General features: G+C 55.9%; 23 protein-coding genes. 17 read left to right on the top strand and 6 right to left on the bottom strand.

Annotated features, from left to right (window positions below):
- Positions 1-160: 160 nt before the first annotated feature.
- Genes fruB through fruA form a run of 3 tightly spaced genes read left to right on the top strand, consistent with a single transcriptional unit; the run spans position 161 to position 3,949 of the window.
- Positions 161-1,291 (top strand): fused PTS fructose transporter subunit IIA/HPr protein, encoded by a 1,131-nt coding sequence (fruB, locus tag LAC65_RS10280; protein ID WP_039385475.1) that lies wholly within the window; start codon positions 161-163, stop codon positions 1,289-1,291.
- A complete protein-coding gene (gene fruK, locus LAC65_RS10275; RefSeq protein WP_039385473.1) occupies positions 1,288-2,226 on the top strand; it encodes a 1-phosphofructokinase in 939 nt (312 codons plus the stop codon). The genes fruB and fruK overlap by 4 nt, the downstream gene beginning before the upstream one ends.
- Before the next feature lie 19 nt (positions 2,227-2,245).
- Positions 2,246-3,949, top strand: a complete 1,704-nt coding sequence (gene fruA, locus LAC65_RS10270) for a PTS fructose transporter subunit IIBC (RefSeq protein WP_039385470.1) — start codon at positions 2,246-2,248, stop codon at positions 3,947-3,949.
- Positions 3,950-3,998: 49 nt separating this feature from the next.
- Here fruA and nfo read toward each other — a convergent pair whose 3' ends face one another.
- Both nfo and LAC65_RS10260 read right to left on the bottom strand, forming a co-directional pair.
- On the bottom strand, positions 3,999-4,847 hold the full coding sequence (gene nfo, locus LAC65_RS10265; RefSeq protein WP_039385468.1) for a deoxyribonuclease IV: 849 nt from the start codon (positions 4,845-4,847) through the stop codon (positions 3,999-4,001).
- 56 nt (positions 4,848-4,903) lie between these two features.
- A complete protein-coding gene (locus LAC65_RS10260) occupies positions 4,904-5,944 on the bottom strand; it encodes a YeiH family putative sulfate export transporter (protein WP_039385466.1) in 1,041 nt (346 codons plus the stop codon).
- Between the two features lie 103 nt (positions 5,945-6,047).
- Between LAC65_RS10260 and LAC65_RS10255 the strand changes: the two genes are divergently transcribed.
- From LAC65_RS10255 to LAC65_RS10235, 5 genes are all read left to right on the top strand, one after another.
- A complete protein-coding gene (locus LAC65_RS10255) occupies positions 6,048-6,425 on the top strand; it encodes a YkvA family protein (RefSeq protein ID WP_039385465.1) in 378 nt (125 codons plus the stop codon).
- A 9-nt stretch (positions 6,426-6,434) separates the two neighbouring features.
- Positions 6,435-7,301, top strand: coding sequence for a DNA-binding transcriptional regulator YeiE (gene yieE / locus LAC65_RS10250; RefSeq protein WP_039385463.1), 867 nt, complete (start codon positions 6,435-6,437; stop codon positions 7,299-7,301).
- A 132-nt stretch (positions 7,302-7,433) separates the two neighbouring features.
- Entirely contained in the window at positions 7,434-8,900 is a 1,467-nt protein-coding gene (locus LAC65_RS10245; protein WP_039385461.1) for an amino acid permease, read from the top strand.
- Between the two features lie 321 nt (positions 8,901-9,221).
- Entirely contained in the window at positions 9,222-10,301 is a 1,080-nt protein-coding gene (locus LAC65_RS10240; protein WP_039385458.1) for a FecCD family ABC transporter permease, read from the top strand.
- On the top strand, positions 10,301-11,089 hold the full coding sequence (locus LAC65_RS10235) for an ABC transporter ATP-binding protein (RefSeq protein ID WP_039385456.1): 789 nt from the start codon (positions 10,301-10,303) through the stop codon (positions 11,087-11,089). The genes LAC65_RS10240 and LAC65_RS10235 overlap by 1 nt, the downstream gene beginning before the upstream one ends.
- A 237-nt stretch (positions 11,090-11,326) precedes the next feature.
- Here LAC65_RS10235 and LAC65_RS10230 read toward each other — a convergent pair whose 3' ends face one another.
- Positions 11,327-11,797, bottom strand: a complete 471-nt coding sequence (locus tag LAC65_RS10230; protein WP_039385454.1) for a hypothetical protein — start codon at positions 11,795-11,797, stop codon at positions 11,327-11,329.
- A 95-nt stretch (positions 11,798-11,892) separates the two neighbouring features.
- On the opposite strand from LAC65_RS10230, the gene LAC65_RS10225 reads away from it, so the two are divergent.
- From LAC65_RS10225 to LAC65_RS10205, 5 genes are all read left to right on the top strand, one after another.
- Entirely contained in the window at positions 11,893-12,738 is an 846-nt protein-coding gene (locus LAC65_RS10225; RefSeq protein WP_039385452.1) for a helix-turn-helix domain-containing protein, read from the top strand.
- Between the two features lie 754 nt (positions 12,739-13,492).
- The gene (locus LAC65_RS10220; protein WP_039385450.1) at positions 13,493-14,014 is read left to right on the top strand and encodes a fimbrial protein; all 522 of its coding nucleotides are present in this window, start codon (positions 13,493-13,495) and stop codon (positions 14,012-14,014) included.
- A gap of 43 nt (positions 14,015-14,057) precedes the next feature.
- Positions 14,058-14,726 (top strand): fimbrial biogenesis chaperone, encoded by a 669-nt coding sequence (locus LAC65_RS10215; protein WP_039385448.1) that lies wholly within the window; start codon positions 14,058-14,060, stop codon positions 14,724-14,726.
- Between the two features lie 92 nt (positions 14,727-14,818).
- A complete protein-coding gene (locus tag LAC65_RS10210; protein ID WP_224144712.1) occupies positions 14,819-17,293 on the top strand; it encodes a fimbria/pilus outer membrane usher protein in 2,475 nt (824 codons plus the stop codon).
- Between the two features lie 10 nt (positions 17,294-17,303).
- The gene (locus tag LAC65_RS10205; RefSeq protein WP_039385445.1) at positions 17,304-18,311 is read left to right on the top strand and encodes a fimbrial protein; all 1,008 of its coding nucleotides are present in this window, start codon (positions 17,304-17,306) and stop codon (positions 18,309-18,311) included.
- Positions 18,312-18,419: 108 nt separating this feature from the next.
- Here the strand turns inward: LAC65_RS10205 and fghA are convergent, their stop codons facing one another.
- Genes fghA through ptrR form a run of 3 tightly spaced genes read right to left on the bottom strand, consistent with a single transcriptional unit; the run spans position 18,420 to position 21,374 of the window.
- Positions 18,420-19,262 carry an S-formylglutathione hydrolase gene (fghA, locus tag LAC65_RS10200; protein WP_039385443.1) on the bottom strand — a complete coding sequence of 281 codons (843 nt, stop codon included), beginning with the start codon at positions 19,260-19,262 and terminating at the stop codon, positions 18,420-18,422.
- 11 nt (positions 19,263-19,273) lie between these two features.
- Entirely contained in the window at positions 19,274-20,398 is a 1,125-nt protein-coding gene (locus LAC65_RS10195; RefSeq protein ID WP_039385441.1) for an S-(hydroxymethyl)glutathione dehydrogenase/class III alcohol dehydrogenase, read from the bottom strand.
- Positions 20,399-20,447: 49 nt separating this feature from the next.
- Positions 20,448-21,374, bottom strand: a complete 927-nt coding sequence (ptrR, locus tag LAC65_RS10190; RefSeq protein WP_039385440.1) for a putrescine utilization regulator PtrR — start codon at positions 21,372-21,374, stop codon at positions 20,448-20,450.
- A gap of 305 nt (positions 21,375-21,679) precedes the next feature.
- On the opposite strand from ptrR, the gene folE reads away from it, so the two are divergent.
- The 4 genes from folE (at position 21,680) to mglB (ending at position 26,038) form a co-directional block, all read left to right on the top strand.
- Positions 21,680-22,345: a GTP cyclohydrolase I FolE gene (gene folE, locus LAC65_RS10185; protein WP_039385439.1), complete on the top strand. Its 666-nt coding sequence runs from the start codon at positions 21,680-21,682 to the stop codon at positions 22,343-22,345.
- 47 nt (positions 22,346-22,392) lie between these two features.
- Positions 22,393-23,553, top strand: coding sequence for a DUF418 domain-containing protein YeiB (yeiB, locus tag LAC65_RS10180; protein WP_071668026.1), 1,161 nt, complete (start codon positions 22,393-22,395; stop codon positions 23,551-23,553).
- A 141-nt stretch (positions 23,554-23,694) separates the two neighbouring features.
- A complete protein-coding gene (galS, locus tag LAC65_RS10175; RefSeq protein ID WP_039385437.1) occupies positions 23,695-24,735 on the top strand; it encodes an HTH-type transcriptional regulator GalS in 1,041 nt (346 codons plus the stop codon).
- Between the two features lie 307 nt (positions 24,736-25,042).
- Positions 25,043-26,038, top strand: coding sequence for a galactose/glucose ABC transporter substrate-binding protein MglB (mglB, locus tag LAC65_RS10170; RefSeq protein ID WP_071668025.1), 996 nt, complete (start codon positions 25,043-25,045; stop codon positions 26,036-26,038).
- Positions 26,039-26,104: the final 66 nt, after the last annotated feature.

The raw sequence follows: 26,104 nt of genomic DNA, 5'->3' as shown, positions 1-26,104 counted from the left end.
AGATCTGTTCTTTGGTTTACGCATTTTCTTGCCTCAGAGAGCCGCCTGTACCATATTCCCTGAAACGTTTCAGCGTTGTAGTTGCGGCTAAGTGGCTGTGATGCAGCGTGTTTTTTCGCCATTAAGCTGAAACGATTCAATTCAGCAAGCGAGGAGAGATATGTTCCAGCTCGAAGTTCAGGCCATCCATACCGGCGCCACGGCACAGACAAAAGAAGACGCTATTCGTCAGGTTGCCGCCGCGCTGACCGCAGCAGGCAACGTTGCTGAAGGCTATGTCAGCGGCATGCTGGCTCGCGAACAGCAGACCAGTACCTTTCTCGGCAACGGCATTGCTATTCCACACGGCACCACTGACACCCGTGACCTGGTGCTGAAAACCGGCGTACAGGTTTTTCAGTTTCCCCAGGGCGTAGAGTGGGGCGAAGGGCAGATTGCCTATGTGACTATCGGCATCGCCGCTAAATCAGATGAGCATCTGGCGCTGCTGCGTCAGTTGACGCATGTATTAAGCGATGACAGCGTGGCAGAGCAGCTGAAAACGGCCTCTGCTGAGGATCTGCGTGCGCTGCTGATGGGTGAGAAGCAGGGAGCTGAATTTACCTTTGATACCTCGCTGATTGCGGTGGATGTGGCGGCGAGCGATCTGATTACGCTACAGGCGCTGAATGCCGGTCGTCTGCAGGCGGCGGGCGCGGTTGACGCCGCATTTATCACCGACGTTATCTCCCGCACGCCGCTGAGTCTGGGGCAGGGGGTCTGGCTGAACGACAGCGCGCAGGGCAACCTGGGCAGCGCAGTCGCGGTAAGCCGCCCGGCGGTGCCGTTTGACCGGCAGGGCGAGCGCGTGGCGCTGCTGCTGACGGTTGCCGCAGTGGATGAGCGTCCGCTGGAGGTGCTGGGCTACCTGAGCAATCTGCTGCAGAACAATAAAGCTGAACGTCTGCTGAAAGCGGATGCCGCCGGCGTCCTGGCGCTGCTCACCAGCGAAGTGGATGAAGCCGCTGAAGTGCTGACCGCAGAATTTACTATTCGCAATGAGCATGGTTTGCATGCGCGTCCGGGAACGGCGCTGGTCAGCGTTATCAAGCAGTTTAACAGTGATGTCACGGTTACCAACCTCGACGGCAGCGGTAAGCCCGCTAACGGCCGCAGCCTGATGAAAGTGGTGGCGCTGGGCGTGAAGAAAGGCCACCGCCTGCGCTTTACCGCCAGCGGTGATGATGCGCCGCAGGCTATGCAGGCTATCGAAGAGGCCATTAATTCCGGTCTGGGCGAGGGGGCAGCATGAGCCGTCGCGTCGCCACCATTACGCTGAACCCGGCGTATGACCTGGTTGGCTTTACGCCGGAGATTGAGCGCGGTGAAGTCAATCTGGTCAAAACCACTGGCCTGCATGCGGCAGGCAAAGGGATCAACGTTGCCAAAGTGCTCAAAGATCTCGGCATCGACGTCACCGTCGGCGGCTTTCTCGGCCGGGAAAATCAGGATGGCTTCCAGCAGCTGTTCAGCGAGCTGGGAATAGCTAACCGCTTTCAGGTCGTACAGGGGCGTACCCGCATCAACGTAAAGCTTACGGAGAAAGATGGCGAGGTGACCGACCTCAACTTCTCCGGCTTTGAGGTAACAGCACAGGACTGGGAACGCTTTACCGCAGATTCACTCACCTGGCTTGGCCAGTTCGATATGGTCTGCGTCAGCGGCAGCCTGCCGGGCGGCGTGACGCCAGAGGCGTTTACCCGCTGGATGAGCGATCTGCGTACCCTCTGTCCGTGCATCATTTTTGACAGTAGCCGTGATGCGCTGGTTGCGGGTCTGAAAGCCGCCCCGTGGCTGGTTAAACCAAACCGGCGCGAGCTGGAGATCTGGGCTAACCGCAAGCTGCCTGAGCTGCAGGATGTGATCAACGCGGCGCATGAGCTGCGCGAGCAGGGCATTGCTCACGTGGTGATCTCGCTCGGCGCAGAAGGTGCACTCTGGGTCAACGCATCTGGCGAATGGCTGGCAAAACCGCCGGTCTGTGAGGTTGTCAGCACCGTCGGTGCCGGTGACTCCATGGTCGGCGGCCTGATTTATGGCCTGCTGATGCGTGAATCCAGCGAACACACGCTGCGACTGGCTACCGCCGTGGCGGCAATGGCTGTCAGCCAGAGCAACGTCGGCGTAGCCGATCGTACCCGGTTGGCCGCGATGATGGCGCGCGTCGACTTACAACCCGTTAACTAACAGCAGGAGAGCGATGATAATGAAAACGCTGCTGATAAAAGATTCTTCACTGGGACTGGCCTCCGCACATCTGGCTATCGAACGTCTGCGTGCTGCAGCAGCACAGGCCGGACTGGAGCTGGTCAGCACTGCCGCTGAAGCCGAACTGATCCTGGTTGCCGGCGATAATATTCCGGAAGATACGCAGCTGACGGGCAAATCCGTGGCGCGCGTTGATGTGCAGCAGGCGCTGCGCGATCCGCAGGCGGCGATAACACAGGCGCAGGCAAACGCGCAGCGCTGGCAGCCCGCAACCGCACCGGCAGCTGGCGCTGCGGCAGCACCGGTTACGGCTGGCGCGCAAAAGCGCATTGTCGCCGTGACCGCCTGTCCGACCGGCGTCGCACACACCTTTATGGCGGCAGAAGCGATTGACGCGGAAGCGAAAAAACGCGGCTGGTGGGTAAAAGTAGAAACCCGTGGTTCCGTCGGGGCGGGAAATCCGATTACTCCGGAAGAGGTGGCCGCCGCCGATCTGGTGATCGTGGCAGCGGATATCGATGTGGATCTGGCGAAATTTGCCGGCAAGCCAATGTACCGCACCTCCACCGGCCTGGCGCTGAAGAAAACGGCGCAGGAGCTGGATAAAGCACAGGCGGAAGCGAAAGTTTATCAGCCCTCCGGCAGTCAGAGCGCCAGCGCACAGGGCGACAGCAAAGAGAAAGCGGGCGCCTATCGTCACCTGCTGACCGGTGTCTCCTACATGCTGCCGATGGTGGTTGCAGGCGGCCTGAGCATTGCGCTGTCGTTTGCGTTCGGGATCACCGCATTTAAAGAGCCGGGCACGCTGGCTGCAGCGCTGATGCAGATCGGCGGCGGCAGCGCATTTGCGCTGATGGTGCCGGTACTGGCAGGCTTTATTGCGTTCTCTATCGCCGATCGTCCCGGCCTGACGCCTGGCCTGATTGGCGGCATGATTGCCACCAGCATTAATGCCGGTTTCCTGGGCGGTATTATCGCCGGCTTTATCGCCGGTTATGCGGCGAAGTTCCTGAGCAGCAAAGTGAAGCTTCCACAGAGTATGGAAGCCCTGAAGCCCATTCTCATAATTCCGCTGGTCGCAAGCCTGATCACCGGCCTGCTGATGATCTACGTTGTGGGTAAACCGGTTGCCGGTATCATGAGCGGCCTGACCAGCTGGCTGGCAAACATGGGCACCGCGAACGCCGTGCTGCTGGGCGCCATTCTTGGCGGTATGATGTGTACCGATATGGGCGGTCCGGTCAACAAAGTGGCCTACGCGTTTGGCGTCGGGCTGCTGAGTTCGCAAACCTATGCGCCAATGGCCGCAATTATGGCGGCGGGCATGGTGCCACCGCTGGCGATGGGTCTGGCGACGCTGGTTGCACGCCGCAAGTTCAATAAAGGGCAGCAGGAAGGCGGCAAAGCGGCGCTGGTGCTGGGTCTCTGCTTTATCTCTGAAGGGGCCATTCCGTTTGCGGCGCGCGATCCGATGCGCGTGCTGCCGTGCTGCATCATTGGCGGAGCCGTGACCGGCGCCATCTCAATGGCGATTGGCGCCAAGCTGATGGCACCTCACGGCGGTCTGTTTGTGCTGCTGATCCCGGGTGCGATTACGCCGGTGCTGGGCTATCTGCTGGCAATTATCATCGGTACCGCGATTGCCGGTCTCGGTTACGCTGTACTGAAGCGTCCGGAAGAGGAGCTGGCGAAAGCCGCGTAACGGGCTGCAGATAAAAAAAGGGAGCTGCGGCTCCCTTTTTTATTGTCTGCTATCCGGCGTGCTGCTCGGATTTAAGCCAGGCGATCTCATCTTTCCAGATATCGGGATTGATGGTTTCCAGGATCAGCGGAATGTTATCGAAGCGTGCATCTTTCATCAGCCAGCTGAACACGGTTTTGCCGATGTTACCTTCACCCAGACTGTGATGGCGATCGACGCGGCTGCCAAGTGCACTTTTGGCATCGTTCAGATGCATACCGCGCAGATAGTTAAAGCCCACCACGCGCTCAAATTCGGCAAAGGTTGCGACGCAGTCGGCTTCGGTGCGCAGATCGTATCCGCCGGCGAAGGTGTGACAGGTATCGATACAGACCCCTACGCGCGATTTATCCTCGACGTGCGCAATAATGGTCGCAAGATGCTCAAAGCGATAGCCGAGGTTACTGCCCTGGCCGGCGGTATTTTCAATCACCGCGACGACATTTTGCGTTTTATCCAGCGTGATGTTAATCGATTCGGCGATGCGCTTCAGACACGTCTCTTCATCAAGCTGCTGCAGATGGCTGCCGGGGTGGAAGTTCAGCAGCGTCAGGCCAAGCTGGTCAGCACGCTGCATCTCATCCAGAAAAGCGGCGCGTGATTTCTCCAGCGCTTCGGCCTCCGGGTGGCCCAGGTTGATCAGAAAGCTGTCGTGCGGCAGGATTTGCGCGGAAGAGTAGTTATACCGCGCGCAGGCGCTTTTGAACGCGTCAATGGTCTGCGCAGAGAGCGGTGCGGCTTTCCACTGACGCTGATTTTTTGTAAAGAGCGCAAAGGCGGTGGCCTCCAGCTCATGGGCGCGGATCACTGCCTGATCCACGCCGCCGGATGCGCTAACGTGTGCACCGATATATTTCATGCCGCTCTCCTGTATGGGCGTTAACTAAAGCAAGGCGCACATGATAGCGGAAGCGGCTATGCCATGAAATGTTGCACCAGCAAATTCAGCGCGCCGCCGCCGACGATGAGCCAGCAGAACATCATCAGCCCCAGCAGCAGCGGTTTCGCGCCCGCCTGTTTCAGCGCGGAGAAGCGCGTGGTCAGACCCAGCGCTGCCATCGCCATCGCCAGCAGCAGGTTGGCCAGCTGGTTCAGCGCGCTAACCACTCCGGCTGGCAGCAGCTGCAGTGAATTGACCAGCGCGACCGCGATAAACAGCAGTGCAAACCACGGAAAGCTGCGTGCAGACGTTGTCGTGCGCGGGCCGCGCTGCCGCAGCCAGCTGCCCAGCAGTAGCAGGAAAGGGGCCAGCATCATGACGCGCAGCATCTTGGTGATCACCGCCATATTCTCTGCTTCAGCGCCTATGGCGTGCCCGGCGGCTACTACCTGCGCCACCTCATGCAGCGTGGAGCCGGTAAAGATGCCAAACTGCGCGGCGCTGACAGCGGGCAGCAGTGCAAACAGCGCGGGATAAAGCAGGATCCCGGCGGTACCAAACAGCACCACGGTTGCCACCGCCACCGCTACTTTCGAGGCGTCAGCTTTGACCACGGGTTCCGTCGCCAGCACCGCTGCCGCCCCGCAGATGCTGCTGCCGGCACCAATCAGCCATACTGTCTCGCGATCCATCTTCAGCAGCCGGATGCCAGCCAGGCAGGTAAGCAGGAACGTTGTGCCGATAATCAGCGTATCGATAATCACGCCGCACAGGCCGACGCCGGCTATCTGCTGAACGGTGATGCGAAAACCAAAAAGAATAATGCCGAGGCGCAGCAGGCGCTGTTTTGCCAGCAGTACACCGCTGTCGCAGTGGCTGGCGATATGCGGGTAAAAAGTATTGCCTGCAATCATGCCGCCAACGATCGCCAGCGTCAGCGCGCCCAGACCGAGGTGAGACAGCCACGGCAGCGTGGTAAGCCAGGCGGCGCAGCCTGCCAGCGCCGCCGTGAGTGCCAGACCCGCTACCACCCGGCAGGGCGGGAGCACCGGTTTTATTATGCTAAATTCAGCCATTAACCACCTCCTGAGTATGGCAATAGCCTGCGCCTCTCTGATATAAAAGTGAAATTGATAATATCTTTATAATCGACCGGAATAAGTGATAAGGAGAAAGGCTATGTTTGTGCGTCTGCGCCGCTGGGCAAAGCTGATTAAGCGGGATGTCCTGACGCTGTGGTTTGCCTGTCGCGACCCGCGTACGGCATGGTGGTTCAAACTGATGGCGTTTGGGCTGGTAGCCTATGCGCTCAGCCCGATCGACCTTATTCCGGACTTCATCCCGATTATTGGTCTGCTGGATGACGCCATCATTGTACCGCTTGGCGTGATTATTTTGCTGCGCCTGCTGCCGCGCGATATTCGTATCAGCAGCGCTGAACGCGCGGAAGTACAGCGCGCGCGCGGAGTAAAAATTGTCAGTCGCGCCGGATTTGGCCTGATCCTGCTGATCTGGATCGGCATTATCGTCTGGCTGATACAGCGCTATATGGCCTGAGGAGCAAGCATGCATATTACGCTACGCCAGATTGAAGTGTTTACTGAGGTGCTGAAGAGCGGTTCCACCACCCAGGCCTCGCAGGTGCTGTCACTGTCGCAGTCGGCGGTGAGCTCGGCGCTGGCGGATCTCGAAAACCAGCTGGGAGTACAGCTGTTCGATCGCGTAGGCAAGCGGCTGGTGCTGAATGAGCATGGGCGGCTGCTCTATCCGCGCGCCGTCGGGCTACTGGAGCAGGCGGGTGAAATTGAGCAGCTCTTCCGGGAAGATAGCGGGGCGATCCGGCTGTTTGCCAGCAGTACCATCGGTAACTATTTGCTGCCGGGCATGATTGCCGCCTACCGGCGCGATTTTCCCGCACTTCCGCTGGAGCTGAGCGTCGGCAACAGCCAGGATGCGATTCAGGCCGTTGCAGATTTTCGCGTGGATATCGGCCTGATCGAGGGACCGTGTCACGAGCCGGATATCATCAGCACGCCGTGGCTGGAAGATGAGCTGGTGGTGTTTGCAGCACCCGACTCGGCGCTGCTGCAGCAGCCGGTGACGCTGGTAAGCCTGGCGGCGGCACCGTGGATCCTGCGTGAACGCGGCTCCGGTACGCGTGAAATTGTTGATTACCAGCTGCTGTCGCATCTGCCGCAGTTTCAGCTGGGTATGGAACTGGGTAACTCCGAAGCGATCAAACATGCGGTACGGCACGGCATGGGCATCAGCTGCCTGTCGCGCCGGGTCATTGCCGACCTGCTGGAAGCGGGCACGCTGGCAGAAGTGGCGGTTCCGCTGCCGCGCCTGACGCGCACGCTCTACCGCATTCACCACCGGCAAAAACATCTCTCAAACGCGCTCAACCGCTTTCTTGCCTACTGCTGTGAATAGCCGGCGGCGGCGGGTGCTGCTAATAATCGCCCGCCGATCATGAAGGTAACTAATAACCCGAGGTGAATGCTATACAGCGCAGGGTTAGCTGCTACAATCGCGCCTTATTTTTATCCGGCATAGCGTTTACACATGCATAATGACTCAAAAACAACACAACAACCTGGGCTGCGCCGTGAATTAAAAGCGCGCCACCTCACTATGATCGCCATCGGCGGCTCCATTGGTACCGGCCTGTTTGTCGCTTCCGGCGCCACCATTTCACAGGCCGGACCCGGCGGCGCGCTGCTCTCCTATGCCCTGATTGGGCTGATGGTCTACTTTCTGATGACCAGCCTCGGCGAACTGGCTGCCTTTATGCCGGTTTCCGGCTCCTTTGCCACCTATGGCGCAAAATATGTTGAAGAGGGCTTTGGCTTCGCGCTGGGCTGGAACTACTGGTACAACTGGGCGGTGACCATTGCTGTTGATCTGGTCGCCTCGCAGCTGGTGATGAACTACTGGTTCCCCGATACGCCAGGCTGGATCTGGAGCGCCACTTTTCTCTGCCTGATGTTCCTGATTAACTTTATCTCGGTTAAAGGTTTTGGCGAAACAGAGTACTGGTTCTCGCTGATTAAAGTCGCCACCGTCATTATTTTTATTGTGATAGGTATTCTGATGATCACCGGCATTATGCGCGGTGCAGAACATGCAGGCTGGCACAACTGGACCGTGGGCGATGCGCCTTTTGCCGGCGGGTTTTCTGCAATGATCGGCGTGGCGATGATTGTCGGTTTCTCCTTTCAGGGCACCGAGCTTATCGGCATCGCCGCCGGTGAATCTGAAGATCCGGCCAAAAATATTCCGCGCGCGGTGCGGCAGGTTTTCTGGCGTATTCTGCTGTTTTATGTGTTTGCGATTCTGATCATCAGCCTGATCCTGCCCTATACCGATCCGCAGTTGCTGCATAATGACGTGACCGATATCAGCGTCAGCCCGTTTACGCTGGTGTTCCAGAATGCCGGTCTGCTCTCAGCGGCGGCGATCATGAACGCAGTCATCCTGACGTCGGTGCTTTCAGCGGGTAACTCCGGTATGTACGCCTCAACGCGCATGCTGTTTAATCTCGCCCGTGAGGGCAAAGCGCCGCGCATCTTTGCAAAACTCTCCAGAGGCGGCGTGCCGCGCAATGCGCTGATTGCGACGACCGTAGTAGCTGGTCTCTGCTTCCTGACGTCAAAGTTTGGTAATCAGGAAGTTTACCTGTGGCTGCTTAATACCTCAGGTATGACCGGTTTTATCGCCTGGCTGGGCATTGCCATCAGCCACTATCGTTTCCGTCGCGGCTATGAAGCGCAGGGGCGCGATCTGGCCGATTTACCTTACCGCTCCGGCTTTTTCCCACTGGGTCCTGTCTTCGCCTTTGTGCTCTGCCTGATTATTACGCTGGGGCAGAACTATCAGGCGTTCCTCGCCGACACCATCGACTGGTACGGCGTGGCGGCAACTTATATCGGTATCCCGCTATTTCTGATTATCTGGATGGGCTACCGGCTGACACGCGGCAGCCGCGTAGTGAAATATAGCGAGATGGAGTTCCCGGTTTTTAAACAGTAAAACCTGGCGTGGCGGCATTCCAATCCAGACGTAGGGGGCGCATTTTTGCGCCCCTGGTTTCAGGCGATTCACCCAACCCAGGGCGGCATTAATGCCGCCCCTGTGATTGCACGATACGCAGGGGACGCATTCATGCGTCCCGGATTTCAAACGATACACCCGGACCAGGGCGGCATCAATGCCGCCCCTACGCATTTATGCGTCCCTGGCATATTGATGCATCCCTGCCGGTTTGAGCTTTGTTACAGAGATATAATTGATAATTATTATCACCTGCTCTATTGTGTCAGCCGTTATGATTACGGCTATACAGGTAGACTCATGCGTACGACGGATTCCGTGCTGATAGCGGAACACCCCCCTGAAGCTGACACCCTGACACGTTATCGTCAGGTGCTGCGTCAGCGACTGCTGCTGACTGGCGTACTGGTTGTTGCTATTCTCGCCTCGGTTATTCTCGATTTCACCCTTGGCCCGGCCGGGCTTACGCTGGAAACGCTCGGGCAGACCTTGCTGCATCCGGCCGCGATGGATGCCGGTACCCGCGTCATCGTCTGGGATATCCGTCTGCCCTATGCGCTGATGGCCGTGGTTGTCGGGCTGGCGCTGGGACTGGCGGGTGCCGAGATGCAAACCATTCTGAACAACCCGCTGGCGAGTCCCTTTACGCTGGGCGTCTCTTCCGCTGCAGCCTTTGGTGCCGCGCTGGCAATTATCCTCGGCGTCGGTTTTCCCGGCCTCTCCGATCAGTGGTTTATCTCCGCTAACGCCTTTGTGTTTGCGCTGTTTGCCGCGCTGATGCTGGATGGCATTACGCGCTGGAGCAAAGTCTCGACCTCCGGCGTGGTGCTGTTTGGTATTGCGCTGGTATTTACCTTCAACGCCCTGGTTTCCATGATGCAGTTTATCGCCAGCGAAGATACGCTGCAGGGACTGGTGTTCTGGACCATGGGTAGCCTGGCGCGCGCATCGTGGGAGAAGCTGGGCGTGCTGAGCGCTGCGTTTGCGCTGCTGGTACCGTTTTCCATGCTCAGCAGCTGGAAGCTGACCGCACTGCGGCTGGGGGAAGATCGCGCCATTAGTTTTGGTATCGACGTGCGCCGTCTGCGACTGGCAACGCTGTTACGCATCAGCATTCTCTCGGCGCTGGCAGTAGCCTTTGTCGGCCCGATTGGCTTTATCGGCCTCGTCGCCCCGCATATCGCCCGCATGATGTTTGGCGAAGATCATCGTTACTATCTGCCCGCCAGCGCGCTGGTGGGCGCATTGGTGCTGTCGCTGGCCTCGGTTGCGTCGAAAAACCTGATCCCGGGCGTGATTATTCCGGTGGGGATCGTGACCTCGCTGGTCGGCGTTCCCTTCTTTCTGAGTATTATTCTGCGTCACCGGGGGAGCGTGTAATGGATTCAGGCTTACGTATTGAGCAGTTCAGCGCCGGTTACCCTAAGCGTCAGGTGATCGACAATCTGGACGTTGCCACGCTGCCGCGCGGCAAAATCACCGTGCTGCTTGGCCCGAACGGCTGCGGTAAATCCACGCTGCTGCGCGCGCTGGCGGGCCTGGGTAAAGGCGAGGGCGCACTCTGGCTGAACGGCGTTGATTTAATGGCGCAGCCCTTCACGCAGCGAGCAAAGCGGGTGGTCTACCTGCCGCAGACGCTGCCGGCCGGGGTTCATCTGCACGTACTGGAATCGATTATCGTGGCGCAGCGCGCCTCGGGCGGCCTCCATAGTGCGGACAGTGAAGCAGAAATTATGGCGCTGCTTGAGCAGCTGGGTATCGCTCATCTGGCGATGCGCTACCTCGATCAGCTCTCAGGCGGGCAGAAACAGCTGGTAGGTCTGGCGCAGTCGCTGATCCGCCGGCCGGAGCTGCTGCTGCTGGATGAACCGCTGAGCGCGCTGGATCTCAACTATCAGTTTCACGTGATGGATCTGGTACGACGCGAAACCCGGCTGCGCAATATGGTCACGGTGGTGGTGGTGCACGATATCAATATTGCGCTGCGGCATGCTGACCACGCGCTAATGCTGAAGCAGGGCCGGCGTCTGGCGGATGGCATACCCGCAGAGGTGATTACGCCGCAGACGCTGGCGCAGGTGTATGGCGTGCGCGGCCGGATTGAGCACTGCTCGCATGGCATGCCGCAGGTAATGATTGACGGGCTGGTGGCAGAGTCGCTGATGTAGCTATATCTGCAATGCCAAATCTATAGTGTGATGGCTTGCCTGCCCACTGCTCGATCGGCCAGCCTGTCTCCTTCACCGGTATCAACACCTGTCAGGCCCCTTCGCCCTTTTAGCCCTGCAGTTAAGCGACAGGTGCACCATGAATGGCTATGAGGCCATGCAGGGGGCATGACCTCTTAAGGCCAGAGATATGCCAGCATGGCGTGAGAGGGACTTAACCTGCACGATTTTTTCATTTCAAAATATCGATGAGAGCTTATCAATATTAAGCTTTTTAAGCGCTGAATGTCGCTGAGAATAAAACGTTTTAATGCTGCAGCTCCAGTCAAGCTTCCTGGTTTTCGTTAGCAGCGTTGTCTTTAATGCTTCAAATTCCCTTGGCGTAATGATTTTTTTATTGCTGCTGCATTTATACAAATTGCCCATAGCGGCAGAGTAAATATTACCATTGTCAAATATAATGATTTTGCTGGAGCGGTAAGCCAGGCTGATAGCTAAAGGCATCATATCTCTGGACACCAGCAGTAAGATGATTTCATCAGCCCGCTCATTCTCTTCGCAAAAGCAGATGAAATCTTTTAGTGATGCTTTGTTAAGCAGGAAAACCGATGCTTTACTAAAATGAAAAAGAAAGCGCTCTTGCAGATAAAGTTCGCTAAATCCCCTCTCCAGAAAGTAGTTTTCTTTTTGAATTAAATTAACATCCATATTACATCCCGTTAACAGTATGGTTGATTTTATTTCCATTCTTTTGCTTTTAGCCGTAGCATATAATTCCCAAGGCCATAGGATCGGGAATTCTTATGAAAACAGGTGTAAAAGCAACTACAGTCAGAGATATCGAAAATTGCTATAGCAAAATAATGCAAAGCGAGAATTTTCATGCGGCTTTGATGACGCATGCAAATATGATCTGTAAAGAGTTCGCATCCAATAAGATGTTCTATAAATACATTTTCAAAAATAACAGGTTTCTTGCATCCGTGATTATCACATGTGTCTTCTTTAAAAAAGAGAAGCCTTGTCTGAATGATATAAAGTATCAGTGCATCAGAACCAATATGATCAGTCCTAATACTGTCTCTTCTCTGCTATTACTGTTAAAAACGGGTAGCTATATATCCACCAGAAAAGACACTATTGATAAGAGAAAAACGCATTTTTCAATTACTGACCGGGGATTAAAGTCAGCGATGTCGTTAACAAAGACGGTGGCTATTCCATTAGATGAAATGGGTATAACGGATTTCAAAGTCAATAACTTCTCAGTAGAGAATATGCAAAGCTTCTTTAAAAGATACTATGACATATTTCATCACGATATCCATCTTATTAATATTGCTGACAAAGCTGATATTTTTATCAACAAAGACTCCGGTCATATGATTATGACTCATCTATATCTTCACGGAACTACCGCACAAGACTGCGGTGAGGCATTAACCATCATCAGCCTGGCGAAGCGCTGCGGCGTATCACGCTCGCATCTTCGTAACATCATATTAGAAGCGAAAGAAAATTCCCTGGTGGACTACGATCCGAAATCAGGCCGCATACACATTCTGGAGTCTTATAATGCGATGTATCATAAATACATGGCGTATTATTTTTCTTTTGTCCTTTATGCCGCTGAGAATTTCAAAGATTAGTTGCTCTTCCTTTCTGCATTGCGGTAACACTGGTAATGCAGAAAGAGTAAGTAATCCTCCTGGCTTTGTAAATGTTAATGATTAGACCCAAAAAAAACACCTGATCTGGACAGGTGACTTCCCCTGAACGCAAAGAGCTGAATGAAAGATCGCATTTAGCAAGCATTCTTTCTTAGCAAGCAAGGCACGATACTAAAAGCGTTGCATTTCGGCGATAATGCCGAACTATGATTATAACTAATTGTTTTTGATCAATAATATGCAATGATAGTTGTCATGATAGACCCATCTGCTTTTGTGATTCAAATTTTTAATTCATAATAGCTAATGTAAATGATCAACGGTGATTATTATTACACAGGTAAACCGATCATTGTTTCTTAACTGAATCATTAAAGAAAACGTATTTTGCTATCCTGGTTAGCTGTTTATTCGAAATGCGAGTTAGGATTTTTCTCAATACCGGTCAGTATGCCTGGATACATATAGGAATATAATAAAATAGGATGATTTAAATAATCTTATTACCTGGTTTTTAATTTTACATAAACGTGCTCTGAACGGGCTGAAGCAGATATAAATTCTGTCTCTGCCGTTATGTCATTTTTTTATTTCAATTTATTCCGCTGCTTTTTTTTCAGGTTTACCGGGTTAGCTCGTAACTCTACTCTCTGGCTTCCCTGGTCAGGGATTGATAGTTAGGGCGATAGCTGTTTTTCGGCAGCATTCGGTTATCTTGAGACGAGGTATAATTATGAAAAAAACGACACTTATTGCTGTGCTGGCGGCTGCCGGCATGTGCCCGGCCGTATTTGCTGCCGATGGCACAATAAATTTCACCGGGAGTATCCGCGATACAGCCTGCACCGTTAATACCAGCTCTGCTACGCAGACCGTCAATCTGGGCACTGTAGCCGCCAGCTCTTTTGGCGCGGCCGGTACGCAGGCCTCGGCAACGCGTTTTACCATTAACCTTACCAGCTGTCCGACAGCGGTGACGTCAGCCAGCATCCGCTTTGACGGTCCGCTGGCGAGCGGCAACTCCAGCCTGCTCGGCCTGACGTCCGGAACCGGCGTGGCTACCGGCGTTGGTATCGGTATCTATGAACAGAACAGCACCACGCTGATTCCTGTCGGGCAGGCATCTGCGCCTGTCACGCTCTCTTCTACCGGCACCAATGCCCTTAATTTCATCGCCAAATATGTGTCAACTGCTGCCACCGTTGGCGCAGGTACGGCGAATGCGGCTGCCACGTTTACCGTTGCCTATAACTGATAATGCGAGCCGCTTGCGGCTCCTTCTCTTCAGGGAAGACTTCATGATTCGTTTTTGTATTCTATTGATAGTGCTGATCAATCCACTGATGAGCCTGGCAGGGGTTGAGATAGGGGGTTCACGGCTCATTTATGAGGGGAATGCGCGGCAGGCTGCGCTGAGCATCAGTAATCCGGATGATTATCCCTACCTGATTCAGGCATGGGTAGATAAAGATCCTACACAACGTCACAGTGACAACACGTTTATTGCCACGCCGCCCCTGTTCCGGCTGGAGCCGCATACGCAAAATTCTGTCCGCATTGTCTATACCGGCGCGGCGCTGCCTGCCGATCGGGAATCTCTGTACTGGCTGAGCATTAAGTCCGTGCCGGGCACGCCGAAAGAGGAGACCAATCGCCTGTTAATCACCGTAAAAAGCGTCTTCAAACTCTTTTACCGGCCGGCAGGGTTACCAGGCGATGCGGCGACAGCGTTTGAAAAAATCACTTTTCGTCGTCAGGGCGACCGTATTTACGCTTCTAATCCCACGCCGTTTTATATCTCCTTTTATGAACTGAAAATGGGCAACGCTAAGCTGAAATCGCTGCCTGTGCTCAGTCCATTATCAGAGCAGGCTATCGATTTTCCGCCGGGAACCGCAGGCACGCTATCCTGGCGGGCGATTAATGATTACGGCGGTATTACCGACGTCAGAACTGCAAAAATCTGATTAAGGCCTGACCATCAATGCGGACGACGCTTTTTACCCGCCAGTCAGGCCGGTCGGCGTCAGCGATGACAGGCTTCATGCTGGCAGCGCTGATGAGCCCTCCCGGATCTGCAACAGATTATTTTGATCCTGCCGCGCTCGAGCTGCGCGGGCAGGTGAGTGCTATCGACCTCTCGGCACTGGAACAGCCCGGCGGTCAGATCCCCGGACGATATCGGACGGAAATCTATCTGAACAGCCGCTATATGGCTGAAAGAATACTAAATTTCACGCTGGGTGAGCGTGGACTTATCCCGGAGATCACTAAAGAAGATCTGCTTTCCTGGGGCGTGCGCAGCCAGGCGACACCGGCATTTTCAGCGATGAGCAAGGGATCACTCCGCCAGCCGATCGATCGCGTCCTGCCCGACGGCCAGCTTAGCTATGACTTTGCTCAGCGGCGTCTGGATATCAGCATTCCTCAGGCGTTTATGCAGCAGAGTGTGCAGGGAGCGGTCTCCCCTGAAGAGTGGGATGACGGGCTGCCTGCTGCCTTTGTGAATTACGCCTACAGCGGTGCCAGCAGCCGCAGCGACGCTCGTCAGGGAACGGTTCAGAATAATTATCTGAATCTGCGCAGTGGCGTAAACCTGGGAGCATGGCGTCTCAGAAACTATTCATCCTGGTCTGATAACGGGCGCTCGCGCCAGTGGAACAGCATCAATACTTACCTGCAGCATGACGTTAAATCACTTAACGCGCAGTTTGTGGCGGGCGACAGCTATAGCCCGGCAGGCGTGTTCGATAGCGTCGCTTTTCGCGGCGTGCAGCTCTACTCTGATGACAATATGCTGCCGGAAAGCCGGCGTGGATTTGCCCCGGTCATTCGCGGCATCGCGCAGAGTAATGCGCGCGTTACCATTCGCCAGGATGGAAACATCATCTATCAGGCTTATGTTCCACCAGGACCTTTTGCAATTACCGATCTCTATCCTGTCTCCTCAGGCGGCGATCTCAGCGTCTCAATTCGCGAAGCAGATGGCACAGTGCGTCAGTTTGTTCAGGCATTCTCAGCAGTGCCGCTGATGCTGCGTGAAGGTCAGGCTAAATATGCACTGACGGCGGGTAAGTATCGGGTGGTTGCCGCTGATAATGCCGCCCGGTACGAACCACTCTTTTTGCAGACAACCGGGAGCTATGGTCTGACGAATGCCAGCACGCTCTACGGCGGAATAATTCTGTCCGGCGATTATATGAGCAGTAGTCTGGGATCGGCTAAAGGGCTGGGTTATCTGGGTTCGGTCTCGATAGACGGAACCTGGGCGCATGCGCAGTCAGGTGAGATCGAAAAACAGGGGGCATCGTTCCGTTTTCAGTATGCCAAAGATTTTACCGCCAGCGGAACCACGTTTAATCTGGCCGGCTATCGCTACTCAACATCCGGCTATATGGATTTTAATGAGGCAAATGGCTATTACAATACGCCCCCGCTTAATGCCAGCAATGATGAGCTGATTGGTTCAAAGCAGGCGCAACGCGTCTGGACGGAGTGGCGCAATCGCCACAATAAACGCAGCCGGGCCGAGCTAAACATCAATCAGAGGCTGGGCGATTTTGGCAGTCTCTATCTGTCTGCTTATCAGCAACAATACTGGGGCATAAGCGGCCGGGAAAATACGTTTAATCTCGGCTACAGCATCAGCCACAATGCGGTGAGCTATACGCTTAACTACATGCGTTCGTCCTCGCCCTGGCTAAGCCAGCAGAATAACGTATTTTCGCTGGCCGTTCAGATTCCGTTTGAACGCTTCATGCCGAAAAGCTGGCTTAACGTCTCAGCCAGCCAGACAAACAGTAGTGGATTGATGGCATCAGCCGGTATTGCGGGCGTGGCGCTGGCGGATAACACGCTTAGCTATAACATTCAGCAGGGTTATGCCAGCCGGGGAACCGGAGGGTCGGGCAGCGCAACCCTCGACTATAAAGGTTCTTCCGGTGAATATCTGGCGGGCTATAACGTAACCCGCCAGACGCGACAGCTTAATTATGGCGTCATGGGGGGGATCCTGGTTCACCCCTGGGGCCTTACTCTATCGCAGCCCTTAGGCGATACGATGGCGTTGGTAAGGGCAGACAAAGCGGCAAATGTGAAGGTAGAAAATAGCACTGGTGTTTATACCGATAGCCGGGGTTATGCCGTGGTGCCCTATCTCTCTCCCTACCAGCGAAACATCATCAAACTAGATTCCGGCACGCTGGCCGACGACATCGATCTTACTGCAGATACCCGTCGTGTTGTGCCAGGACAGGGCGCGCTGGTTCTGGCAGATTTCCCGACAGCGGCGGGGCAGAAAATAATGCTGACGCTGAATTCAGAAAAAACTATTCCTTATGGCGCGTCGGCCACGGTAACCAGCGGCAGCCAGACATCATCAGGTATCGTAGACGATCGTCATCAGGTTTATCTGAGCGGCGTGCCGTCGCGCGGCACGGTAAAGGTGGTCTGGCAGCACGACGGATGTCAGGCCGATTACGTCCTTCCCGGCGACAAGCCGGTTATACAACTTATTAGCCTGCAATGCCGGTAAAGGATTAACCATGCGAAAAATTCTGCTGCTTATTATTCTGGCTCTGCCCGGTGCCTTTACGGTGCAAACGGCTTACGCCTGGAACTGTTCCGTTGCGACAGCGACAAGCGTTATCACGCCGCCAACGCTGGTGGTACAGAGAGATCTACCGGTTGGCGCCATGATCGGAAGCGTGCTGACCTCAGATATGGCAGGAAGATTTAGCTGTTCAGATACGCCTGCGCCGGCGCTGACCTATCAGGAGTTTGGCATCAAGAGTCATGGCAAAAATGTCACGATTATTGACGGACGCAATATCTACAGTACCGGTATTGCAGGCATTGGCTACGCATTCGGCGGGCTGTCCGGGAATAACTGTGCCGGCACGTCAGGGTGGGTGGATAGTGTCTGGGGACCGAATGTTCAGCAGCTCTGCAAAAGCAGTGGCCTGCTGGCCAGTCAGCCGATGACGGGGCAGGCGCTGGTGCAGTTCTATAAGACGGCGCAAACCACCGGCAGCGGTAGCGTCGGCGCGCAGCTGATTGGCTCATTTATCCTGCGCAACAATCAGTCAGCCTGGATGTGGCCGGAGGCATATATCAACCTCGGTGCATTGACGGTAACGACGGTGGCCTGTTCGGTAACCAATAGCGCGCTTTCGGTCACAATGGGTACGGTGCAGAAGCGGGCCTTCAGGGGCGCGGGCACCGGACCGGGCGACAGTTTTACCCGCACGCTGACCATTCCGCTGAACTGCAATGCAGGTACGCGGGTAAACGTGCAGATCGATGGCAGCGTTCAGGATGCGGCAAATGGCGTACTCAATCTGACCGGCGGAACTGGCAGTGCAACAGGAGTGGGCATTCAGCTGCTCTACAACAATGTACCGTTAACGCTGCAAAAGCCAATTAACACCGGCAGTGCGGACACAGCCGGAACGTTCAGTATCCCGCTGCAGGCGCGCTATTATCAGACCGGAAGTGATATTACGCCCGGTACAGCAAATGCCACCGCCACCTTTACAATTACCTATCAGTAATGGTGCGACGCCTGCCGGGAAGGTCTAATCGCAGTGAACCGGTCAGAGATAAGCGGAAGGGGCAGCTGATAGCCAGCGCGGGCTGAGAAGCCCGCGGCTGGCAAAGGACTATACCAGCAGATGTTTCGCGTGAAAGCGCAGGTGATCTTCCACAAAAGTGGCGATAAAGAAGTAGCTGTGGTCGTAACCCGGCTGAATGCGCAGCTCCAGCGGGAATCCCTGTTCGCGCGCAATCGCCTCAAGGCGCTCCGGACGCAGCTGGTCCGCGAGAAACTGATCGCCGTCGCCCTGATCGATCAGCAGCGGCAGACGCTGCTCCGCCTCCTGCATCAGCAGGCAACTGTCCCATTCCCGCCACGCCTGGCGGTCGTCGCCGAGATAGGCAGTAAACGCCTTTTGCCCCCAGGGGACGTCGCAGGGATTCACAATCGGTGCAAAGGCTGAAGCGGAAGCAAAGCGTCCGCCGAGGCGCAGTGCCAGTACCAGCGCACCGTGTCCTCCCATTGAGTGGCCCATAATCGACTGCCGATCGCTCAGCTTGAAGTTATCCGCCAGCAGCGCCGGCAGCTCCTCGCTGAGGTAGTCAAACATACGATAGTGCGCCGCCCACGGCTGCTGCGTTGCGTTGAGATAGAAGCCGGCGCCCTGGCCGAGATCGTAACTCTCATCGTTAGCCACCGCGTCCCCGCGCGGGCTGGTGTCCGGCATAATCAGCACCAGACCCAGCTCTGTGGCCACGCGCTGCGCGCCCGCTTTGGTGGTGAAATTTTCGTCGCTGCAGGTCAGTCCGGCGAGAAACCAGACCGCAGGCGGCGGCGTATCAGCTTTGGGCGGCGGTAAAAAAATGCTGAACGTCATCGGGCAGTTCAGCACCGATGACTGATGTCGCCAGCGTTGTTGCCAGCCGCCAAAGATGCGGTGTTCTTCCAGCAGTTCCAGCGTGGATGCCATAACGCCTCCGGTTATTTGTTGAAGTGCACCACAGAGCGAATCGATTTCCCTTCGTGCATCAGATCAAAGGCGTCGTTGATCTCATCCAGCGCCATGGTATGGGTGATGAAATCGTTCAGCGCAAACTTGCCATCCAGATAATCCTGCACGATACCCGGCAGCTGGCTGCGGCCTTTCACGCCGCCAAACGCGGAACCCCGCCAGACGCGGCCCGTGACCAGCTGGAACGGGCGGGTGGAGATCTCTTCACCGGCACCGGCCACGCCGATGATGACCGACTCACCCCAGCCTTTATGACAGCACTCCAGCGCCGAACGCATGACGTTGACGTTACCGATACACTCAAATGAGAAATCGACGCCGCCATCGGTCAGCTCAACGATGACATCCTGAATAGGCTTATCGTAATCTTTCGGGTTGATCAGGTCGGTGGCACCCAGCTTGCGGGCCAAATCAAATTTGCTGGTATTGATATCGATAGCGATAATGCGGCCCGCTTTTGCCATCTGCGCACCGATGATCGCCGAGAGGCCAATACCGCCGAGACCAAAAATTGCCACGGTGTCGCCCGCTTTAACTTTAGCGGTATTCATCACCGCGCCCATGCCGGTGGTCACGCCGCAGCCCAGCAGGCACACCTCTTCCAGCGGAGCTTCTTTACTGATTTTCGCCAGCGAGATTTCCGGTACAACGGTGTACTCGGAAAAAGTAGAGGTGCCCATATAGTGGAAAATAGGCTGGCCATCTTTAAAGAAGCGCGTAGTGCCATCCGGCATCAGTCCCTTGCCCTGGGTGGCGCGGATCGCCTGGCAGAGGTTGGTTTTGCCGGAGAGACAGAACTTACATTTGCCGCACTCCGGAGTGTAGAGCGGGATAACGTGATCGCCCACGGCGACGCTGGTAACGCCTTCGCCCACCGCTTCCACCACGCCGCCACCTTCATGACCGAGAATGGCCGGGAAAACGCCTTCCGGATCTTTGCCGGAGAGCGTATAGGCGTCGGTATGGCAAACGCCGGTAGCAACGATGCGTACTAACACTTCGCCTTTCTGCGGCGGCATCAAATCCACTTCTTCGATTTTCAGCGGCTCGCCAGGTGCCCAGGCAACGGCGGCACGGGTTTTAATCATGTTCATGCAATCCCTCTTGCGGTAGATGCGGGCCAGTGGCCCTGGTGGTCATTACTTATTTCAGCAGCGTCTGCTCGCTGTCCGGCAGCGGATGCAGCAGGCCGTCGTGCTGTGGCCGGTCATCAAACATATCAATAATCAGGTATTTCAGCGCCTCGACGTTTGGCGTAAACGCATCGCGTCGCCACATCAGCCAGGTAGCGGTATCGCGATAGAGCGGCGGCAGCGCGTGCTCCTGTACCCGCTCGCGCGCCGGCATCTGCGCCAGCACGGAGGCGGGCAGCATTGCCACGCCGCCGCCGCCCGCCACGCAGGCAACCATCGCGTGATAGGACTGGATCTCCATGACGTTGCGCGGTGCGCTCTGGCTGTCGCGGTACCAGCTCTCCAGCCGGGTGCGGTAGGAGCAGCTGTTGCCAAAGGCAAACAGCGTATCCTGCTGGGTATCGCGTGCGCTGAGGATCGGCGGATGTTCAGGGCTGGAGATCAGCACCATCTCTTCGCTGAAGGCGATACAGCCGTTCAGGTCATCATAGGGAGCCGGACCATCAACCAGCGCCGCCGCCAGCGTGCCGGCGCGCACTTTGTCGATGATATCGCCCGATGTGCCGGTCACCAGGGAGAGCGCCACCGCCGGGTAGCGCTGATGATAGGCGGCCAGCAGCGCCGGCAGGCGGGTAGCTGCCGTGCTCTCCATTGAACCAAAAGCAAAATTGCCGCCTGGCTCACCGGCGCGGGCGATATTCAGCGCTTCATCGCTCAGCGCCAGAATACGGCGGGCGTAGTTGAGAAAATTATGCCCCATCGGTGACAGACGCATGCGCTGCTTCTCGCGGATAAACAGGTCAACCCCGATCTCCTCTTCCAGCTGGCGCAGGCGCGTAGTGAGATTAGAGGGCACGCGATGCAGCTGTTCAGCGGCACGCGCCAGAGAACCGGTATCGGCTACACAACAGAACATTCGCAGCTGAACTAAATCCATCTTCTCATCCCGTAAACAACAAGTGCAATGTTATTCATATTTTGTGAGTCTAAACTGCCCGCCGGCGGCTGGCAAGTGCGTTATTGCCGCTTTTGCAGTTTAGCCAGGCGCGCTGCTGATAAGTGTAGTGATAGCGACAGCAACAGCCGCTTTTTTGCGCCTTTTGGTGCCGCGCACGCGCACGTGCTGATTGCCAATCAGATTGATTACTGGATTAAGCCTGCGTTGTGTTTCACAATACGCGCTCAGAATTTCCCCCGCGGGCTATGTTCCGCGGGCGCATCACCTGCCGGAGAATGAGAACGATGAGCACCTTAAGTCAGGAAGCCGCCCTGGTTCATGAAGCGCTGCTGGCGCGCGGTCTGGAAACGCCGTTACGCGCCCCGGTGCGCGAAATGGATAGCGAAACGCGCAAGCGTGAAATTGCCGGTCACATGACGCAAATCATGCAGCTGCTGAATCTGGACCTGGAAGATGACAGCCTGATGGAGACGCCGCATCGCATCGCAAAAATGTATGTGGATGAGATTTTCTCAGGTCTCGATTACGCCAACTTCCCGAAAATCACCGTTATCGAAAACAAAATGAAAGTGGACGAGATGGTGACGGTGCGTGACATCACGCTGACCAGCACCTGCGAACACCATTTTGTGATCATCGATGGCAAGGCGACGGTGGCCTACATTCCCAAAGACAAAGTGATTGGCCTGTCGAAAATCAACCGCATCGTGCAGTTTTTCGCCCAGCGCCCGCAGGTGCAGGAGCGGCTGACGCAGCAGGTGCTGGTCGCGCTGCAGACGCTGCTTGGGACGACTAACGTGGCGGTGTCGATTGATGCAGTTCATTACTGCGTAAAAGCGCGCGGCGTGAAAGATGCGACCAGCGCAACCACGACCACGTCGCTGGGCGGGCTGTTTAAATCGAGCCAGAATACGCGTCAGGAGTTCCTGCGCGCGGTACGTCATATCTGATCCCCAGGCGGCCCCGGTGCCGCCTTTTTTGATGGCTGAGGGCCGCAATGCAACGCTACCAGGCGCTGGATTTTATTCGCGGATGCGCGGTTCTGGGCATTTTGCTGCTCAATATTACCGGCTTTGGCCTGCCGTCAGCCGCCTATCTTAATCCCGCCTGGCAGGGCAGCGTTACGCCGCAGGATGCCTGGACCTGGGCGATACTGGACGGGCTGGCGCAGCTGAAATTCCTCACGCTGTTTGCACTGCTGTTTGGCGCCGGACTGGCGCTGCAGATCCCCCGCGGTAAGCGCTGGATCAGCACGCGCCTGACGCTGCTGGTGCTGCTCGGGTTTATCCACGGCGTCTTCTTCTGGGAAGGGGATATTCTCCTCGACTATGGGCTTATCGGCCTGATTATCTGGCGTCTGCTGCGTGAAGTGCCCTCTGAGCGTGCGCTGTTTCAGACCGGCGTGCTGCTCTATCTGGTCGGCTGTGCGGTGCTGCTTATCTTCGGAGCGATCTCCGGCAATCAGAGCAGCAGCGGCTGGCAGCCGGGTGCCGCTGTGCTGGAGTATGAAAGTTACTGGAAGCTGGTGGGCGGCTGGGAAGCGGTACGCAACCGGCTCGATCTGCTCGCATCGGGCCTGATGGCGCTGGCATCCCAGTATGGCTGGCAGCTGGCGGGGCTGATGCTGATGGGTGCCGCGCTGCTGCGCTGCGGCTGGCTGACCGGTGAGTTCAGCCTGCAGCACTACCGGCGCGCCGCACTGCTGCTGCTGACGACCGGCTGGCTAATCGCGGTGCCGGGTATCGTTGCGCAGTGGCAGCTGCAGTGGGCGCAGCGCTGGACCAGCTTTTATCTGCAGGTGCCGCGCGATCTCGCCTCGCCTTTTATCAGCCTCGGCTATGCGGCGCTCTGTCTCGGCTTCTGGCCTGCGCTCGCGCGTAACCGGCTATGCAACCTGATTCAGGGAGTGGGGCGCATGGCGCTGAGCAACTATCTGTTACAGACGCTAATCTGTACCACGCTTTTCTACCGGTTTGATCTCTTCCTGCACTTTAACCGGTTACAGCTGCTGGCGCTGGTGCCCGTTATCTGGGTAGTCAATCTTCTCTTCTCAGCGCTCTGGCTGCGCTATTTTCGTCAGGGGCCGCTGGAGTGGCTGTGGCGCTGGCTGACGCAGCGTCTCTCTGCAACCGGCACCGCAGTGCCGCCTGTCAGATAATGACCTGCATCACAAAGATCGCATAAAGCAATGTAACCGTTTTCATTGATGTGAGCTGTTTCACGTAGCTGAAGTCTGCGGCCTGACACTATAGCGCTATTACGCGCCCGTCGCGTCTTTCAGCCTTTGTGGAACCGCTGCATGATAACGATTCGTGATGTCGCCCGACTGGCGGGAGTTTCTGTTGCCACCGTGTCGCGCGTGCTCAATAACAGCAGTGCCGTCACCTCTGATACCCGCGACGCCGTGCTGCAGGCGGTGGAATCGCTGGGCTATCGTCCGAACGCCAACGCACAGGCGCTCGCCACCCAGGTCAGCGACACGATTGGTGTCGTTGTCATGGATGTCTCCGATCCCTTTTTTGGCGCGCTGGTGAAAGCGGTGGATACCGTGGCGCAGCGGGTGCATAAGCATGTTCTCATCAGTAATTCCTGGCATCAGGAAGATAAAGAGCGGCACGCCATTGAGGTGCTGATCCGTCAGCGCTGCAATGCGCTGGTGGTACATGCGAAAACGCTTTCAGACGCTGAACTCACGCAGTTTATGGATCAGGTGCCGGGCATGGTGCTGGTTAACCGGGTGATCCGCGGCTACGAGCATCGCTGCGTCTGTCTCGACAATGTAACCGGTGCGCAGGTTGCCACCCGCATGCTGCTGCAGCAGGGGCATCAGCGTATCGGCTATCTCAGCTCCAGCCACCCGATTGAAGATGTGGCTCAGCGCCGCGATGGCTGGCTGCAGGCGCTGTCAGAGCAGGGTATCCAGCCGGCAGAGGCGTGGATCGCCCATGCTGAACCCGATATGCAGGGCGGTGAAGCCGCGATGGTGGAGCTGCTCGGGCGCAATTTGCATCTGACCGCCGTGTTTTCCTATAACGATGGCATGGCGGCTGGCGCCCTGACGGCGCTGAAAGATAACGGCATTCAGGTGCCGCAGCATTTTTCTGTCATCGGTTTTGATGACATTCCTATTTCCCGTTACACCGATCCCCAGCTGACAACCGTACGCTATCCCATTGTTTCTATGGCAAAACTGGCAACAGAGCTGGCGCTGAAAGGCGCAGCCGGTGAGCTGGATCCTCAGGCATCGCACTGCTTCATGCCTACGCTGGTGCGGCGTCACTCAGTGGCCCAGCGACAAATTGTGGAGTCGATCACTAATCCAGGCGATAGCGCCATGTAACCGTTTCCAATATGTGATTACATTCACAGTTAATTACCAGACCGCTCACTATGATGGCAGCGTCTTACCGGACTGAAACATCATGAAACGCCGGGTCACGCCTCTCCGGACAGGTTTCAGTAGCCGATTGAAATGGTTCACAACACTCTTCAGGAAGCGGTTACGTACAGGGAAGTCAGGATAGGGAGAGCGGTCCGGCCAATGCCTGCGCCTGCTCCAGAATGATAGCGTTTCAACCGACTGCGTTCGCTGCCCGCAGGCAGCAGGGCGCAATGAAATACCCTGCATAATTAAAACCGGAGATACCATGAATAAGAAGGTTTTCACGCTCACAGCACTGGTTGCCAGCATGATGTTTGGTGCAACTGCACACGCCGCCGATACCCGCATTGGCGTGACCATTTACAAATATGATGACAACTTCATGTCAATGGTGCGTAAGGATATCGAGAAAGAGGCGAAAACGCTGGGCGGCATTCAGCTGCTGATGAATGACTCGCAGAATGACCAGTCCAAACAGAACGATCAGATTGACGTGCTGATGGCCAAGGGCGTGAAAGCGCTGGCAATTAACCTGGTAGATCCGGCAGCGGCAGCGGTAGTCATCGACAAAGCAAAAGCCAATGACGTACCAATTGTGTTCTTCAACAAAGAGCCGAACGCCAAAGTGCTGGCCAGCTATCCGAAAGCCTATTATGTCGGTACAGACTCAAAAGAGTCAGGTATCAAACAGGGCGAGCTGATTGAGAAGCACTGGAAATCGACGCCAGCCTGGGATCTGAACAAAGATGGACAGATTCAGTTTGTCCTGCTGAAAGGCGAGCCAGGCCACCCGGATGCTGAAGCGCGTACCAAATATGTTATCGACACCCTGAACAAAGATGGCATCAAGACGCAGCAGCTGGCGATGGATACCGCAATGTGGGATACCGCTCAGGCGAAAGATAAAGTCGATGCGTGGCTCTCCGGTCCGAACGCTAACAAAATTGAAGTGATCATTGCCAACAATGATGCAATGGCAATGGGCGCGGTTGAAGCGCTGAAAGCACACAACAAATCAAGCATTCCGGTGTTTGGTGTTGATGCGCTGCCAGAAGCGCTGGCGCTGGTGAAATCGGGTGCGATGGCGGGTACCGTGCTGAACGATGCGGAAAACCAGGCGAAAGCCACGCTGGATATCGCGAAGAACCTGGCAGATGGCAAAGAGCCAACCGCGGGCACTAACTTCAAGATGGAAGATAAAGTGGTTCGCGTGCCTTATGTCGCCGTAGATAAAGAGAACCTCTCTCAGTTTGCGAAGTAATCTATTCCGGGCGCGGCAACTTGCCGCGCCTTATTGCATCTGCATACGCTTTTTTTAGCCAGGTAA

Source organism: Pantoea eucrina (assembly GCF_020079945.1).
Lineage (GTDB): Bacteria > Pseudomonadota > Gammaproteobacteria > Enterobacterales > Enterobacteriaceae > Pantoea > Pantoea eucrina.
The sequence above is the reverse complement of the archived record's forward strand: the minus strand, read 5'-3'. Positions and strand labels throughout refer to the sequence as shown.

Bases quoted from the DNA above. Each gene is read 5' to 3' on its own strand.
- fruB (WP_039385475.1), top strand. From the start codon at position 161: ATGTTCCAGCTCGAAGTTCAGGCCATCCATACCGGCGCCACGGCACAG.
- fruK (WP_039385473.1), top strand. From the start codon at position 1,288: ATGAGCCGTCGCGTCGCCACCATTACGCTGAACCCGGCGTATGACCTG.
- fruA (WP_039385470.1), top strand. From the start codon at position 2,246: ATGAAAACGCTGCTGATAAAAGATTCTTCACTGGGACTGGCCTCCGCA.
- nfo (WP_039385468.1), bottom strand. From the start codon at position 4,847: ATGAAATATATCGGTGCACACGTTAGCGCATCCGGCGGCGTGGATCAG.
- LAC65_RS10260 (WP_039385466.1), bottom strand. From the start codon at position 5,944: ATGGCTGAATTTAGCATAATAAAACCGGTGCTCCCGCCCTGCCGGGTG.
- LAC65_RS10255 (WP_039385465.1), top strand. From the start codon at position 6,048: ATGTTTGTGCGTCTGCGCCGCTGGGCAAAGCTGATTAAGCGGGATGTC.
- yieE (WP_039385463.1), top strand. From the start codon at position 6,435: ATGCATATTACGCTACGCCAGATTGAAGTGTTTACTGAGGTGCTGAAG.
- LAC65_RS10245 (WP_039385461.1), top strand. From the start codon at position 7,434: ATGCATAATGACTCAAAAACAACACAACAACCTGGGCTGCGCCGTGAA.
- LAC65_RS10240 (WP_039385458.1), top strand. From the start codon at position 9,222: ATGCGTACGACGGATTCCGTGCTGATAGCGGAACACCCCCCTGAAGCT.
- LAC65_RS10235 (WP_039385456.1), top strand. From the start codon at position 10,301: ATGGATTCAGGCTTACGTATTGAGCAGTTCAGCGCCGGTTACCCTAAG.
- LAC65_RS10230 (WP_039385454.1), bottom strand. From the start codon at position 11,797: ATGGATGTTAATTTAATTCAAAAAGAAAACTACTTTCTGGAGAGGGGA.
- LAC65_RS10225 (WP_039385452.1), top strand. From the start codon at position 11,893: ATGAAAACAGGTGTAAAAGCAACTACAGTCAGAGATATCGAAAATTGC.
- LAC65_RS10220 (WP_039385450.1), top strand. From the start codon at position 13,493: ATGAAAAAAACGACACTTATTGCTGTGCTGGCGGCTGCCGGCATGTGC.
- LAC65_RS10215 (WP_039385448.1), top strand. From the start codon at position 14,058: ATGATTCGTTTTTGTATTCTATTGATAGTGCTGATCAATCCACTGATG.
- LAC65_RS10210 (WP_224144712.1), top strand. From the start codon at position 14,819: ATGAGCCCTCCCGGATCTGCAACAGATTATTTTGATCCTGCCGCGCTC.
- LAC65_RS10205 (WP_039385445.1), top strand. From the start codon at position 17,304: ATGCGAAAAATTCTGCTGCTTATTATTCTGGCTCTGCCCGGTGCCTTT.
- fghA (WP_039385443.1), bottom strand. From the start codon at position 19,262: ATGGCATCCACGCTGGAACTGCTGGAAGAACACCGCATCTTTGGCGGC.
- LAC65_RS10195 (WP_039385441.1), bottom strand. From the start codon at position 20,398: ATGAACATGATTAAAACCCGTGCCGCCGTTGCCTGGGCACCTGGCGAG.
- ptrR (WP_039385440.1), bottom strand. From the start codon at position 21,374: ATGGATTTAGTTCAGCTGCGAATGTTCTGTTGTGTAGCCGATACCGGT.
- folE (WP_039385439.1), top strand. From the start codon at position 21,680: ATGAGCACCTTAAGTCAGGAAGCCGCCCTGGTTCATGAAGCGCTGCTG.
- yeiB (WP_071668026.1), top strand. From the start codon at position 22,393: ATGCAACGCTACCAGGCGCTGGATTTTATTCGCGGATGCGCGGTTCTG.
- galS (WP_039385437.1), top strand. From the start codon at position 23,695: ATGATAACGATTCGTGATGTCGCCCGACTGGCGGGAGTTTCTGTTGCC.
- mglB (WP_071668025.1), top strand. From the start codon at position 25,043: ATGAATAAGAAGGTTTTCACGCTCACAGCACTGGTTGCCAGCATGATG.